Origin of the sequence: Morganella morganii (assembly GCF_019243775.1) — a bacterium.
Lineage (GTDB): Bacteria > Pseudomonadota > Gammaproteobacteria > Enterobacterales > Enterobacteriaceae > Morganella > Morganella morganii.
Map to the genome: position 1 here is coordinate 2,749,228 of NZ_CP069157.1, position 15,005 is coordinate 2,764,232.

Consider the following 15,005-nt stretch of genomic DNA (forward strand, 5'->3'; position numbering starts at 1 on the left):
TTCATGCGTTTACAATGGATTGCGGTCACAGCGATGGCCGCGTTGCTGGCAGGTTGCCCGTCAGTGCAGCCGCCGGTCAAACAGACACCGCCGCCGGGCCCGGCAAAAGAGATTCTCGGCGCCGTACCGGCCTACGAGCCGCTGCATCCGGGCGCGAATAATGATTACGTCCGTAATGGTCAGCAGTATCAGATTGTCCGTGATCCGGAAAACTTCAGTCAGCAGGGATATGCCTGGATTTATGGTCAGGCCCAGAACGGTAACCGGACCGCTACCGGCGAAATCGTCAACAGCGCCGAACTGACCGCATCCCACCCGACGCTGCCAATCCCCGGCTATGCGCGGATCACCAATATGGCGAATAACCGCATGATGGTGGTGCGGATTAACGATCGCGGCCCGTATATGCCGGGCAAACAGATCGGGCTTTCCCGCGCTGTCGCAGATCGCCTGAACCTGCTGCCGAATACCAAAATTAAAATTGACCCGATTGTGGTTGCGGAAGACGGCTCGCTGAGCGGCTCCGGGACTGTCGGTACCGTGGTCGCCAAACAGAGCTATGCCCTGCCGGGCCGCCCTGAACTGGGCAAAACCAGTGCTCTCGGTACGCCGGTGACCAATACCACCCCGGTGGTACCGATCAACAGCCGTCCTGTTATGGCACAGCCGCAGCCGGAATCCGCACTGATCCCGACCGTGAAACAGCCCGCAGCACCGGCAGAAGCCCAAACTGAAAACACCGCCGCACCCGCACCGCAGCAGGCCGCTGTCAGCGGTTACCGCGTCCAGGTGGGTGCTGTGGCAAGTGCGGAACGCGCAACACAGTGGCAGAAAGAGCTCAGCGATAAACTGGGTGTGCCCGGTATGACAGAATCCTCCGGTGATATGTTCCGTGTCCAGCTGGGGCCGTTTACCAGCCGTGAACGGGCCGCCGAAGTACAGGGACGCCTTCAGCAGCAGCTGAATATGAATTCATTTATCCTTGCACCTTAAAAACAGGCAGTGATAACACTACGCGCTGTCATAGCAGTTTTGCTATGATAGCGTTTCTTTTTCACCGGCATCATCAATGTTGTTTTAACACTCATGAAATACGCAACGACTTATCAACACCGCGCCGGGCGCCTGGCCGCTTTCGGTCTGACCCTGGCACTGAGCGCCGCAGCTTCTGCCGCTGATGTTCCGAATCTGAATACCACCATCCCGCCTGTTCCGGATATTGAAGCGGAATCCTATATTCTGATGGATTACCACTCCGGCAAAGTGCTGGCGGAGAAAAATGCCGATGTCCGCCGTGATCCGGCCAGTCTGACCAAAATGATGACCAGCTATGTCATCGGCCAGGCAATGAACACCGGTAAATTTACGCCGGACACCATGGTCACTATCGGGGAAAACGCCTGGGCAACCGGTAACCCGGTATTCCGCGGCTCCTCGCTGATGTTCCTCAAACCGGGCGAGCGCGTCAGCGTGGCGGATCTCACACGCGGTATCAACCTGCAGTCCGGTAATGATGCCTGTGTGGCGATGGCCGAGTTTGTTGCCGGTGATCAGGACACATTTGTCGGCCAGATGAACCAGTATGTGGCGCAGCTTGGTCTGAAAAATACCCACTTTAAAACCGTTCACGGTCTCGATGCCGACGGCCAGTACAGCAGTGCGCGGGATATGGCGCTGATTGGTCAGGCGATGATCCGCGACGTACCGAATGAATATGCTATCTATAAAGAGCGCTCATTCACCTATAATAATATTACTCAGCAAAACCGTAACGACCTGCTGGGTGATAAAAGCCTGAATGCTGACGGAATTAAAACCGGCCACACCAACGGCGCTGGCTATAACCTGGTCGCTTCCGCCACCGAAGGGGATATGCGTCTGATCTCCGTGGTGATGGGCACCAAATCTGCCAAAGCCCGTAATGCGGAAAGCAAGAAACTGCTCACCTGGGGCTTCCGTTTCTTTGAAACGGTCAGACCGATGCAGAAAGACAACCCGCTGGCATCTGAAATCGTCTGGTTCGGTGATAAAGACAAAGTGCAGTTAGGAGTGGAAAATGATGTTTATATCACCATTCCGCGCGGCCGCCTGAAAGATCTGAAAGCCGGTTTTGTCCTGACCGATCCGGAGCTGCATGCGCCGCTGGCGAAAAACCAGGTGGTCGGTACCATTAATTTCCAGCTCGACAACCAGATCATTGAAACACGGCCGCTTGTCGTGACGGAAGCGGTACCGGAAGGGAACTTCTTCAGCCGTCTGATCGACTACATCCGCCTGCTGTTTCACCGCTGGTTCGGCTGAGACTTGAAATCAGATGAACTATCCCCATATTTAGTTCATCTGACGTTTTGCTTTATTAAGGAGCACCCATGAAAACCAAACTCAATGAACTGTTAGAGTTCCCCTGCTCATTTACCTACAAAGTGATGGGTGCCGCTGAACCGGAATTAGTGAATGATGTTCTGGAAGTGATTCAGCGCCACGCGCCGGGTGACTACAGTCCGTCAATCAAACCAAGCAGCAAAGGAACCTATCATTCCGTTTCTGTCACCATTGATGCGACACACATTGAGCAGATCGAGAATCTGTACGAAGAATTAGGCGCGTTAGAGCGCGTCAGAATGGTGTTGTAACACCGTCATTTCTTCATCATTTCAGGCCGCCTTTCCGGGCGGCTTTTTTTTTATCCCTCTGAACATTTTATGCGCATCACTGGTACGCATTTGCCGTGCGCGTTATACTGCTGGCCCGGCATACCGAACTGAAGATACCATTTTGCAAAATAACACCATTATTTTACGTCAGCTGGGCCTGCGGCCTTATCATCCTGTCTCTGAAGCCATGCACCAATTTACCGAACAGCGTACGGCGGAAACCGGTAACGAGATCTGGCTGGTCGAGCATGAGCGCGTTTTTACCCAGGGCCAGGCAGGGAAAGCCGAACATGTTATCTCCCCCGGTGATATCCCGGTGATCCAGTCTGATCGCGGCGGCCAGGTGACCTACCACGGCCCGGGACAGCAGGTCATGTATGTGATGATTGATCTCAAACGCGACAAAATCGGTGTGCGCGAACTGGTAACCGCGCTGGAAAATTCAGTGGTTGAGACCCTGAAACAGTGGAATATTGACGCTTACCCGCGCCCGGATGCGCCCGGTGTTTATGTGGCGGGTAACAAAATCTGTTCACTCGGTCTGCGGATCCGCAACGGCCGCTCATTCCACGGCCTGGCGCTCAATATCAATATGGATCTCGAGCCTTTTCACCGTATTAATCCGTGTGGCTATGCCGGTCTCGCCATGACACAAATGGCTGATTTTGTTCCCGGTATTACCCTTGCGGATGTTCAGCCCGTGCTGACCGCACAATTCTGCCGGCAATTAGGATTCCAACTTGCCGCAGAATAGTGATATAATTTTTTTAACATTTTTAAAAAGATTTTTAAAAGATTGATGACTTCGTTACATTCAGCAGACAGGCCGTCACCACGGCACTCATCAATCACTATCCGATGAATCTAACCGGAAATGACATAAACATGAGTAAACCAATTCAGATGGAACGCGGTATCAAATACCGTGATGCCGATAAAATGGCGCTTATCCCGGTCAAAAACCTGGTATCAGAGACGACCGAACGATTACGCAAACCAAGCTGGATGAAAATCAAACTTCCGGCTGATTCCCATAAAATCAAAGGGATCAAAGATGCAATGCGCCGTAACGGCCTGCATTCTGTCTGTGAGGAAGCCTCCTGCCCGAACCTGAGCGAATGCTTTAACCACGGTACCGCCACGTTTATGATCCTCGGGGCTATCTGCACCCGCCGCTGCCCGTTCTGTGACGTTGCCCACGGCCGTCCGAATGCACCGGATGCCAACGAACCACAGAAACTCGGTCAGACCATCAAAGATATGGGACTGCGTTATGTGGTGATCACCTCTGTTGACCGTGATGACCTGCGTGACGGCGGCGCACAGCACTTTGCTGACTGTATCACCGCTATCCGCGACCACAGCCCGGCGATTAAAATTGAAACCCTGGTGCCGGACTTCCGCGGCCGTATGGATAAAGCACTGGAAATCCTGACCGCCACTCCGCCGGATGTCTTCAACCACAACCTGGAAAACGTACCGCGTATTTACCGTCAGGTGCGCCCGGGCGCTAACTATGAGTGGTCACTGAAACTGCTGGAACGCTTTAAAGAAGCCCATCCGGAGATCCCGACCAAATCCGGCCTGATGGTCGGCTTAGGCGAAACCAATGAAGAGATCCTCGATGTGATGCGCGACCTGCGCCGTCACGGCGTGACCATGCTGACCCTGGGGCAGTATCTCCAGCCGAGCCGTCACCATCTGCCGGTTCAGCGTTATGTCAGCCCGGAAGAGTTTGAGGAAATGAAAGCCGAAGCAATGGCGATGGGCTTCACTCACGCCGCCTGCGGCCCGTTTGTCCGCTCTTCTTACCATGCTGATTTGCAGGCCAAAGGCGAAGAAGTTAAGTAATTTCCCGCCATTCTGTGAATACCTGAAACCGCCGCTGAAAAACGGCGGTTTTTTTATGCCGATCCGGTGATAACGCTGGTAACGGGCAAAACGAAAAGTCGCTGTAAACACATCCTTGTGCGCTCGGATCGCGCCATCCATGGCGCTTACGCTTTTCGTTCGCCTGCCCGTTACCGGCGTTTTATCTGACCGGAAAAAAAACCAATGATATATGTCTTTTGTGCTCTGCCCCGCTGCCGCTATTCCCACTGCAACTGATGCGGATTATGATGCGTTCCATATCACATTATTAATGAGTAAATTATGAAACGTAGTGGCGTTTTATGTCTGACAGCACTCGCTCCCGCCGTCTGGGGCAGTACCTATCTGGTGACCACCGAAATGCTGCCCGCTGGTTATCCGATGACTGTTGCCATGCTGCGTGCCTTACCCGCCGGTCTGCTGCTGATGCTGTTTATCCGCCAGTTACCTAAAGGGATCTGGTGGGGGCGGATTTTCGTGCTCGGGGCACTGAACTTCGCGGTGTTCTGGTGGCTGCTGTTTGTCTCGGCCTATCGTCTGCCGGGTGGCGTGGCTGCGACCGTCGGCGCTATTCAGCCGCTGATTGTGCTGCTGCTCTCCCGCATGGTGCTGGGCAATGTACTGAAGCCGCTGGCAGTGCTCGGCGCACTGTGCGGGATAGGCGGGGTGGCACTGCTGTTACTGACACCGCAGGCAAAACTCGACACCATCGGTATTATTGCCGGGTTAGCAGGTGCGTTCTCCATGGCCGCCGGTACCGTGCTGAGCCGCCGCTGGCAGCCGGATGTCTCACCGCTGACCTTTACCACCTGGCAGCTCACCGCAGGCGGATTACTGCTGCTGCCGGTCTCTCTGCTGCTTGAACCGGCACTGCCGCCGCTGACGCTGCTCAATATCAGCGGATTATTGTATCTGGGGCTGATTGGCGCGGCGCTGACCTATCTGTTCTGGTTTCGCGGACTGGCAATCCTCGGGCCGAATTCCGTGGCATCGCTCGGTTTTCTCAGTCCGCTGACGGCGGTACTGCTGGGCTGGTTTGTGCTGGATCAGCAACTGAGCCTGTTACAGTGTGCGGGGGTTATCGTGGTGATCGGCAGTGTCTGGCTCAGCCAGGTCGCCAACCGGCGCTGATATAAAAAAACCCGTTACTATGGTGAGTAACGGGTTTTCGTCACGATAATGTCGAATTAAAATAACAGCTACGGTATAGCGTGTTACAACTTAAATCGAGACAACGTTTGCAGCAGACGGGCCTTTAGCGCCATCAACGATTTCAAATTCCACTTTCTGGCCTTCTGCCAGTGTTTTGAAACCGTCGTTCAGAATTGCAGAGAAGTGAACAAACACATCTTTGCTGCCGTCTTCCGGAGTGATAAAACCGAAACCTTTTGCTTCGTTAAACCACTTCACGTTACCTTTGCGCTTTGACATTCAAAAAAACCCTTTAACAAGTGATAGTACTTCATCAGTACCCAGCCAGTCGTTTTCAGACTGTATTGATCCTGCCGGGCAATCTGGTTCGATACTAAACTACCCGCCGGATAACGTCATTGTGAGAGATATTCCGCTGATATACCAGAGGATTTGTCCTGGTTATTTCAACGGTCAGCAACATTTGCCACCTTTTTACTCAGATAATGCCCTCATGGCGCAACAGCCACTGCTTAATATCCAGCCCGCTGCTGTATCCGCCCATTGAACCGTCGTGTGCAATCACCCGGTGGCACGGAATAATCAGACAAACAGGGTTACGCCCGTTTGCCATACCAACCGCGCGGCAGTAATTGGCAGAGCCCAGCTTCAGCGCCAGATCTTTATAAGACCAGGTGATCGCAAACGGAATAGTTGATAACTGCGCCCACACCCGGGTCTGGAATTCCGTACCGTGCGGATTGAGTTTCACACTGAAATCCTGCCGTTTCCCGGCGAAATATTCATCCAGCTCATGAATACACTGTCTGATATGCGGGTTATCACTGTCTGTCTGCGCCGGCGCAGTATCATCAAATCCCAGTTCAGTGATCCCCTGCTCATCCGCGCTGATAATGATATAACGGCGGGGAAATCCGGCCGGAGCCTTTATATAAGTCGTTGCCATACGTCTGCCCTTTGTGCTGGTTTTGCTATAGCAAAACCTAATTATGATAAAGAGACAAACATCATTTACGTCATTCATCTCACAACAGAGAAAATAACGAGGCAAATGAATTCATGCAAGTCAGTTCACCGGAAAATGATACCCCGGTGAACAGCTTTGTGACGAATGATGAGACGGCGGATTATTTCAGCCAGTCAGCGACGGCTTCATAGGTGCCGCGAAAGAGGATGCGGTCGGTTTTTTTGCTCAGCTGATAGCGGTACATCGGGTCGTAATATTCTTCCAGCAGCGGACACAGCCACGAGAAGTGAGCTTCGGTATTGCCGCTGCGCCACTGCTCGGCAAGTGCACTGTCGAGCAGCGCGGTCAGTTCCGCCGCCCGCTGCGTGCCGAGCCGCCGCCGGATAGCTGACAGCCCGTGATGCAGATACTCACTGTATGCCTCACGCCCCTTTTCCTCACCGTATGCGGCGGTGAAATCATGAGTCATGCGGTCAAAATATTCTTCTTTCAGCCGTTCCAGACGGCGCTCAAACGGATCTTCCACCACCACCAGCGAAGCCTGTGCCATTTGCACCCGCAACGGCTCCGGCAGGCCGTTGGCACCGATGGCGCGGCCTTCATCCTCCAGCACCCAGCGGGTCCCGGCGTTTTCTTTTTTTATCATGGCGGCAGCGAGATGGTTTTCAAATGTCGCCTGGGCAAACTGCGCCTCCAGCGTGCGCCCGAAAGACGATCCGCGGTGATGCGCCAGTCCTTCCAGGTCGATACCGTCCGCCAGTTCGCCCACCAGCGTGGTTTTACCGCTGCCGGTACAGCCGCCGATCAGAATCACCGGACGCGCCACCAGCTCTTCCGTCACCTGAATCACCGCCTGACGCAGTGCTTTGTAACCGCCGGTGATCAGCGGGTATTCCGTTCCCGCATCCCGCAGCCACTGCTGCACGATATGTGAACGCTGGCCGCCCCGGGCACAGCAGAGGTAGCCCTGCGGATAATCCGCACAGGCCGCCAGCCAGGTTGCTATCCGCTGCTCACGGCGTTCACCGCTGACCAGCTGATACCCCAGCGCCAGCGCCTTTTCAGCGCCCTGCTGCTTATAACAGGTACCGACAGCGGCCCGCTCCTCATCATTCATCAGCGGCAGATTGTGTGAGGCAGGCATGGCTCCCTGGCTGAATTCAACCGGCGCGCGGACATCAATCAGCGGGGTATCAGAAGCAAGGAGTGTGCGGATAGTTCGGGAAGACGGAGCTAATTCCATAATAAATGTGTGATTTCAGTTCAGATGCCAATAAATTCAGCTGTCTGCAAAAGACAGTTCAGATTTTTTTATTGTACGCCTGACGGGGACATTTGTCGCTGCGGATTTTCCCCCTCCGCATATTCACCGTGCAGACAGTTCATCATGCATTTACTCACATCCGGATTAATAATAGTGATAATCATTCAAAGTGCAAAAACACCATATATAGTGTGGTTGATATATTTAATATCTACATATAGTATTCAAAACACAGTTAACCCACGATATCTGCTCATAACGGGCAGCGATAACCACGGGAAACCGCCATGACAGTGACTATCTACAGCAAACCCGATTGTGTGCAGTGCAATGCCACCTACCAGATGCTGACACGGAAAAATATTCCGTTCAGTGTCATTGATATCACTCAGGATGAGCAGGCGTATCAGCATGTCCGCACACTGGGATATCAGCAGGTGCCGGTGGTGATCGCCGGTCAGGATCACTGGGCCGGGTTCCGTCCCGACAAACTTGCCGCCCTCTGAACCGCACACGCCGGAGGCACCATGACCACGCAGGCACTGATTTATTTCTCCACCCGTTCAGAAACCTGTCACCGTTTCACGGAAAAACTGGGGATCCCGGCCACACGGCTGCCGGAAGATGGTGACCTTACCGCCACTCAGCCCTTTGTGCTGCTGGTGCCGACCTACGGCGGCGGCCATCACAGCGGCGCGGTGCCGCGTCCGGTGATCCGCTTTCTCAACCGGCCTGAGAACCGGGCACTGCTGCGTGGTGTGATTGCCGCCGGAAATACCAACTTTGGCCGCGCTTATGCCATCGCCGGTGACATTATCGCCGCCAAATGTCAGGTGCCGTTTTTATACCGTTTTGAACTGCTCGGCACACAGGCGGATGTCGATAACGTCCGCCGCGGCTTACACCAATTCTGGCAGCAGCAGGCCGCTGAGACCGCCTGCTGAGTGCTGCTTACCTGATTCCGGGATAACACGATGACCACTGAATACACGGATTACCACGCCCTGAATGCCATGCTCAACCTGTATGATGCAGAGGGCAGGATCCAGTTTGATAAAGATGTCACGGCGGCGCACCACTACTTCCGCCAGCATGTGAATCAGAACACCGTGTTTTTCCACAATCTGCGGGAAAAGCTCGATTTTCTGATTAATGAAAACTATTACGAAGCTGACGTCATCGGACAATATGATTTTGAATTTATTAAAAATCTGTTCCGGCTGGCGTACAGCAAAAAATTCCGCTTTGCGACCTTCCTCGGTGCCCTGAAATATTACACCGGCTATACCCTGAAAACCTTTGACGGCCAGCGCTATCTGGAGCGGTTTGAAGATCGCGTCTGTATGGTGGCGCTGACACTGGCGCGGGGAGATACGCAACTGGCAGAGCATCTGCTGGAGGAAATCATCAGCGGACGTTTCCAGCCCGCCACCCCGACCTTCCTCAACTGCGGCAAAAAGCAGCGCGGGGAGTTTGTCTCCTGCTTCCTGCTGCGTATTGAAGACAATATGGAATCCATCGGACGCAGTGTGAACTCGGCCCTGCAACTCTCCAAACGCGGCGGCGGTGTGGCATTTTTGCTGACTAACCTGCGTGAGTCCGGTGCGCCGATCAAACTGATTGAAAACCAGTCCAGCGGCGTGGTGCCGGTGATGAAGATGCTGGAAGATGCCTTTTCCTATGCCAATCAGCTGGGCGCGCGCCAGGGAGCCGGGGCGGTATATCTGCATGCACACCATCCGGATATCCTCACGTTTCTCGATACCAAACGGGAAAATGCGGATGAAAAAATCCGTATCAAGACCCTGTCTCTCGGCGTGGTGATCCCGGATATCACCTTTGAGCTGGCCAAAAATAACGAGCCGATGTACCTCTTCTCCCCGTACGATGTGGCGCGGATTTACGGCAAACCGATGTCAGAACTGAGCATCACAGAGCACTATGCGGACATGGTGAATAACAAGGCCATCCGCAAACGCAAAATCAATGCCCGTGAGTTTTTCCGCATCCTGGCGGAGATCCAGTTTGAATCCGGTTATCCCTATATTATGTTTGAGGATAATGTGAACCGTGCAAACCCGGTCGCCGGTTACATTAATATGAGCAACCTCTGCTCGGAGATCCTCCAGGTCAACAGTGCCAGCGAATACAACGACGACCTCAGTTACCGCCATACCGGGCGTGATATCAGCTGTAACCTCGGCTCGCTGAACATCGCGAAAATGATGGATTCCCCGGATTTCGCCCGCTCCGTTGAAATCGCTGTACGCGGGCTGACCTCGGTGTCAGATATGAGTCAGATCCGCAGTGTGCCGTCCATCGATCACGGCAACCGGGGCTCTCATGCTATCGGGCTCGGGCAGATGAATCTGCACGGTTATCTGGCGCGGGAGCATATTCATTATGGTTCAGAAGAAGGTATTGATTTCACCAATATCTATTTTTTAACCATCGCCTATTATGCCCTGAAAGCCTCCAACCAGCTGGCAATTGAGCGGCAGCAGACCTTCCGCAATTTTGAGCAGTCTGCCTATGCCAGCGGGGAGTATTTCAGTAAATACATCACACAGAAATGGGAACCGGCGACAGAAAAAGTCCGCGCCCTGTTTGCTGATGCCGGAATTGCCGTTCCGTCACAGGCGGACTGGCAGCAGCTGAAAGAGAGTGTGATGGCGCACGGGCTGTACAACCAGAATTTACAGGCAGTCGCACCGACCGGATCGATTTCCTATATCAATCACGCGACCTCCTCCATTCACCCGATTGTGGCCCGTATTGAGATCCGTAAAGAAGGCAAGCTCGGCCGTGTCTATTACCCGGCCGCCTTTATGACTAACGATAACCTTGAGTATTACCGGGATGCCTACGAAATCGGGCCGGAAAAGATTATCGATACTTACGCCGCCGCCACGCAGCATGTTGATCAGGGCTTATCCCTCACCCTCTTTTTCAGTGATGAGGCGTCCACCCGCGATATCAACCGCGCACAGATTTATGCCTGGCGCAAAGGGATAAAAACCCTCTATTACGTGCGTCTGCGTCAGTCTGCGCTGGAAGGCACCGAAGTGGCGGGCTGTGTTTCCTGCGCCGTATAAACCGTTTTATATCAGGATATTATCATGACCACATTAAGCCGCATTTCCGCGATTAACTGGAACCGGATTGAGGATGACAAAGATCTCGAGGTCTGGAACCGCCTGACCAGCAACTTCTGGCTGCCGGAAAAAGTGCCGCTCTCCAATGACATTCCGTCGTGGCAGACACTGACCCCGGCAGAGAAACAGCTGACCATCCGCGTGTTCACCGGGCTGACCCTGCTGGACACCATTCAGAACACGGTCGGCGCACCGGCGCTTATCCCGGATGCCCTGACACCGCACGAGGAAGCGGTACTCTCCAACATCAGCTTTATGGAAGCGGTGCATGCCCGCTCTTACAGCTCGGTTTTCTCCACGCTCTGCTCCACACAGGAGATTGATGACGCCTACCGCTGGAGTGAAGAGGAACCGCCCCTGCAAAATAAAGCGGCGATTATCCTCGGCTATTACCGTGACCCGCACCCGCTGAAAAAGAAAGTCGCCAGTGTGTTTCTGGAATCCTTCTTATTCTATTCCGGATTTTATTTACCGATGTACTGGTCAAGCCGCGCCAAGCTGACGAATACCGCCGATCTTATCCGCCTGATTATCCGGGATGAAGCAGTTCACGGCTATTATATCGGCTATAAATTCCAGCGCTCATTACAGAATTATGATGAACAAACCCGCAAAGAAATAAAGGAATTTACCTTCAGTCTGTTATTTGATTTATACGAGAATGAAGTCAGTTATACGCGGAAATTATATGACGGTGCCGGATGGTCTGAGGATGTGATTAAATTCCTGCATTATAATGCCAATAAAGCACTGATGAACTTAGGCTATGAAGCACTGTTTCCGGAGAGTGTGACGGATGTCAGTCCGGCAATATTATCGGCGCTGTCACCGGATGCCAACGAGAATCACGATTTCTTTTCCGGATCCGGCTCTTCTTATGTGATAGGTAAAGCAGTGAACACAGAAGATGAAGACTGGGATTTTTAAATCAATCACTTCCGTTTAAGTATCGTACTATAAACACCGGTTTTATTAATGCACTGATATTGCAGCATATTTATATCAGTGCATTTTTAGCTCACAAAACAACCTGAATCATCAATTTTTACGGGGGTATTTTCCGGTTATCAGGATGTTTTTATCGAGTTATTTCCAGACTTAAGCGAAATATCTGTTATTGCACCAATAATTACACATCATTATTAATAAATATATTTAATGTGGTGCAATTTTTTTTCCCTGTTTTCGCGATGAATCTCACAACTTACTGACGCCGGGATTATCCGGCAAAATATCATCATATTCCCTTTTCAGGCATTCCGGATAAAAAGCGGTTAAAACAAGTGCCTGGTTAACTTTCCGGTACTTTTCCTTTCTTATTTTCCGCAGATTATTCATATATTAATGAAATAAGATATTCAGCGGATCCCGGTGATTTTACACCAAAAATATATCCGTTCTTTTTGATTAATTCTCATAAACAAGGGGTTGTCAGCATTATCTCGTATGCTAGGGTAAATAACGTTTTTTTTCAGGGAGAGGATCCACATTTACCCATTTCACATCCACGTTATTCTGAATGGATATACTGCATGGCAATAAAACTCGAAGTTAAAAATCTTTATAAAATATTCGGTGAGCACCCGAAACAGGCATTTGAATTATTAGAACAGGGCCTGGACAAAGAACATATCTTTGAAAAGACCGGTGCTACCGTCGGCGTACAGGACGCCAATCTGGCCATTGAAGAAGGCGAAATATTCGTCATCATGGGACTGAGCGGTTCAGGGAAATCTACCTTAGTTCGTCTTCTCAATCGCCTGATAGAACCGACCCGTGGCCAGGTGCTGATCGACGGCGAAGATATCGCTGTGATTTCCGATCAGGCACTGCGCGAGGTACGGCGTAAAAAAATCAGCATGGTGTTTCAGTCCTTTGCTCTGATGCCGCATATGTCGGTGATCGATAATACCGCATTCGGCCTGGAACTGGCCGGGATGAGCAAAGCGGAACGCCATGAGCGCGCACTGGATGCGCTGAAACAGGTCAACCTGGAGCAGTGGGCGAATTCCTATCCGGATGAGCTGTCCGGCGGGATGCGTCAGCGGATCGGGCTTGCCCGCGCGCTGGCGAATGACCCGGATATCCTGCTGATGGATGAGGCGTTCTCCGCCCTTGATCCGCTGATCCGCACCGAAATGCAGGATGAGCTGCTGAGCCTCCAGGGCGATAAACAGCGTACCATCGTGTTTATTTCCCATGACCTCGACGAGGCCATGCGTATCGGCGACCGTATTGCCATTATGCAGGGCGGCGTTGTGGTGCAGGTCGGCACCCCGGATGAGATCCTCAATAATCCGGCTAATGATTATGTCCGTACCTTCTTCCGTGGTGTGGATATCAGTCATGTGTTCAGCGCCAAAGATATTGCCCGCCGCCGTGCGGATGCGCTGCTGCATGTTGCGCCGGGCTTCGGCCCGCGTTCGGCACTGAAAGTTCTCAATGATGATGACCGCGAGTACGGTTACCTGATTGAACGCGGACAAAAATTTGCCGGTATTGTTTCTGTTGCCTCACTGGAGGCGGCACTGAAAGCGAAAAAACCTATCACAGACGCCATTCTGAGCGAGCCGCAGGCGGTCAGTGCTGACACACCGCTCAATGAGCTGCTGACCGTTGTCGCGCAGTCACCGTGTGCTGTTCCGGTGGTCGGCAACAACAACCGCTATGCCGGGGTTATCTCAAAAGGGATGCTACTGCAGGCTTTAGATAAGGAGACGCCGAATGAGCCGGAATAATCAACAGGATACAGAACTGGATCCGTGGGCGGCAACATCAGAGCCGGATCCTTCATCAGTACAAACAGCCCCTGACGCCGCAGACAGCAGTGATCCGTGGGGAAGTGCCGCCGATACCGGCGGTGCGGATGCCGACCCGTGGGGTGGCGCGGCGGACAGCGGCAGTGACTGGCTGGATGCCGCACCGGCAGATACCGGCCCCGCGTTTGACTGGGCAAATCCGTTTGACCACTCGCTGATCCCGTTTGACAACTGGGTGACCGATGCCATCAACTGGATTGTGCTGCACTTCCGTCCGGTCTTTCAGGGCATCCGTGTGCCGATCGACTTTGTGCTCACGACCTTTGAACAGGGACTGACCGCCATTCCGGCGCCGATCGCCATTCTTATCTTTGCCCTGCTCGCCTGGCAGATGAGCGGCAAAGGGCTGGGACTTGCCACCGTGGTATCACTGACCTTTATCGGTGCCATCGGGGCATGGAATGAAGCAATGGTGACTCTGTCACTGGTTCTGACCGCCCTGATATTCTGTATTATCATCGGGTTACCGACCGGTATTGCCCTGGCGCGCCATGAACGCGCCGCGAAATTTATCCGTCCGCTGCTTGATGCCATGCAGACAACACCGGCTTTCGTCTATCTGGTGCCGATTGTCATGCTGTTCGGTATCGGTAACGTGCCGGGTGTGGTGGTGACCATTATCTTCGCCCTGCCGCCAGTGATCCGCCTGACTATCCTCGGGATCCGTCAGGTGCCCGCTGACCTGGTCGAAGCCGCAGAATCCTTTGGTGCCAATCCGCGTCAGATGCTGTTTAAAGTCCAGCTGCCGCTGGCAATGCCGACCATCATGGCCGGGATCAACCAGACGCTGATGCTGGCGCTGTCAATGGTGGTTATCGCCTCCATGATCGCCGTCGGCGGTCTGGGACAGATGGTACTGCGCGGTATCGGCCGCCTCGACATGGGGCTGGCGTCTGTCGGCGGTGCGGGGATTGTCATTCTCGCCATTATTCTTGACCGTCTGACACAATCACTCGGGAAAGATTCCCGCAGCAAAGCCGGCCGCCGCTGGTATCACACCGGTCCAGCCGGGCTTATCACCCGTCCGTTCCGCCGCGCGCCGTAACACACGGCAGGGGGCTTCCGCTCCCGCTCATTATCACCCTGCCGCTGTTATCGCGGCGGCAGGCACAACAAGAGGGA

The 15,005-nt window shown here is 53.2% G+C and carries 15 protein-coding genes; 12 read left to right on the plus strand and 3 right to left on the minus strand.

From position 1 onward, the window contains the following. The first annotated feature begins 3 nt into the window (after nt 1-3). From rlpA to JL661_RS13325, 6 genes are all read left to right on the plus strand, one after another. Nucleotides 4-993: an endolytic peptidoglycan transglycosylase RlpA gene (gene rlpA, locus JL661_RS13300; protein ID WP_049246186.1), complete on the plus strand. Its 990-nt coding sequence runs from the start codon at nt 4-6 to the stop codon at nt 991-993. 93 nt (nt 994-1,086) lie between these two features. Next, nucleotides 1,087-2,301 (plus strand): D-alanyl-D-alanine carboxypeptidase DacA, encoded by a 1,215-nt coding sequence (gene dacA / locus JL661_RS13305; protein ID WP_062772227.1) that lies wholly within the window; start codon nt 1,087-1,089, stop codon nt 2,299-2,301. Nucleotides 2,302-2,369: 68 nt separating this feature from the next. After that, a complete protein-coding gene (gene ybeD, locus JL661_RS13310) occupies nt 2,370-2,633 on the plus strand; it encodes a DUF493 family protein YbeD (RefSeq protein ID WP_004235588.1) in 264 nt (87 codons plus the stop codon). Nucleotides 2,634-2,775: 142 nt separating this feature from the next. Beyond that, the gene (gene lipB, locus JL661_RS13315; RefSeq protein ID WP_004235586.1) at nt 2,776-3,408 is read left to right on the plus strand and encodes a lipoyl(octanoyl) transferase LipB; all 633 of its coding nucleotides are present in this window, start codon (nt 2,776-2,778) and stop codon (nt 3,406-3,408) included. A gap of 131 nt (nt 3,409-3,539) precedes the next feature. Further along, entirely contained in the window at nt 3,540-4,505 is a 966-nt protein-coding gene (lipA, locus tag JL661_RS13320) for a lipoyl synthase (protein ID WP_004235585.1), read from the plus strand. 303 nt (nt 4,506-4,808) lie between these two features. Further along, nucleotides 4,809-5,657, plus strand: a complete 849-nt coding sequence (locus JL661_RS13325) for an EamA family transporter (RefSeq protein ID WP_004240855.1) — start codon at nt 4,809-4,811, stop codon at nt 5,655-5,657. Nucleotides 5,658-5,747: 90 nt separating this feature from the next. On the opposite strand, the gene cspE is transcribed toward JL661_RS13325, so the two are convergent. The 3 genes from cspE to mnmH form a co-directional block, all read right to left on the minus strand. Next, nucleotides 5,748-5,957 carry a transcription antiterminator/RNA stability regulator CspE gene (cspE, locus tag JL661_RS13330; protein WP_004235583.1) on the minus strand — a complete coding sequence of 70 codons (210 nt, stop codon included), beginning with the start codon at nt 5,955-5,957 and terminating at the stop codon, nt 5,748-5,750. A 199-nt stretch (nt 5,958-6,156) separates the two neighbouring features. Beyond that, a complete protein-coding gene (locus tag JL661_RS13335) occupies nt 6,157-6,624 on the minus strand; it encodes a methylated-DNA--[protein]-cysteine S-methyltransferase (protein WP_004235582.1) in 468 nt (155 codons plus the stop codon). Between the two features lie 181 nt (nt 6,625-6,805). Beyond that, nucleotides 6,806-7,888: a tRNA 2-selenouridine(34) synthase MnmH gene (mnmH, locus tag JL661_RS13340; protein ID WP_004240857.1), complete on the minus strand. Its 1,083-nt coding sequence runs from the start codon at nt 7,886-7,888 to the stop codon at nt 6,806-6,808. A 308-nt stretch (nt 7,889-8,196) separates the two neighbouring features. Between mnmH and nrdH the strand changes: the two genes are divergently transcribed. The 6 genes from nrdH to proW all read left to right on the plus strand — a co-directional run bounded on the left by nrdH (nt 8,197) and on the right by proW (nt 14,928). Continuing rightward, a complete protein-coding gene (gene nrdH, locus JL661_RS13345) occupies nt 8,197-8,415 on the plus strand; it encodes a glutaredoxin-like protein NrdH (protein ID WP_024474189.1) in 219 nt (72 codons plus the stop codon). A gap of 21 nt (nt 8,416-8,436) precedes the next feature. Beyond that, complete coding sequence (gene nrdI / locus JL661_RS13350; RefSeq protein WP_004240863.1) at nt 8,437-8,853, plus strand: class Ib ribonucleoside-diphosphate reductase assembly flavoprotein NrdI; 417 nt, start codon at nt 8,437-8,439, stop codon at nt 8,851-8,853. A 30-nt stretch (nt 8,854-8,883) separates the two neighbouring features. Then, nucleotides 8,884-11,004, plus strand: a complete 2,121-nt coding sequence (gene nrdE / locus JL661_RS13355) for a class 1b ribonucleoside-diphosphate reductase subunit alpha (RefSeq protein ID WP_004235574.1) — start codon at nt 8,884-8,886, stop codon at nt 11,002-11,004. A 24-nt stretch (nt 11,005-11,028) separates the two neighbouring features. Next, a complete protein-coding gene (nrdF, locus tag JL661_RS13360; RefSeq protein WP_036417132.1) occupies nt 11,029-11,991 on the plus strand; it encodes a class 1b ribonucleoside-diphosphate reductase subunit beta in 963 nt (320 codons plus the stop codon). A gap of 605 nt (nt 11,992-12,596) precedes the next feature. Beyond that, on the plus strand, nt 12,597-13,802 hold the full coding sequence (gene proV / locus JL661_RS13365) for a glycine betaine/L-proline ABC transporter ATP-binding protein ProV (protein WP_024474192.1): 1,206 nt from the start codon (nt 12,597-12,599) through the stop codon (nt 13,800-13,802). Continuing rightward, nucleotides 13,789-14,928: a glycine betaine/L-proline ABC transporter permease ProW gene (proW, locus tag JL661_RS13370; protein ID WP_036417134.1), complete on the plus strand. Its 1,140-nt coding sequence runs from the start codon at nt 13,789-13,791 to the stop codon at nt 14,926-14,928. Before proV ends, proW begins: the two co-directional genes overlap by 14 nt. The last annotated feature ends 77 nt before the right edge of the window (nt 14,929-15,005 follow it).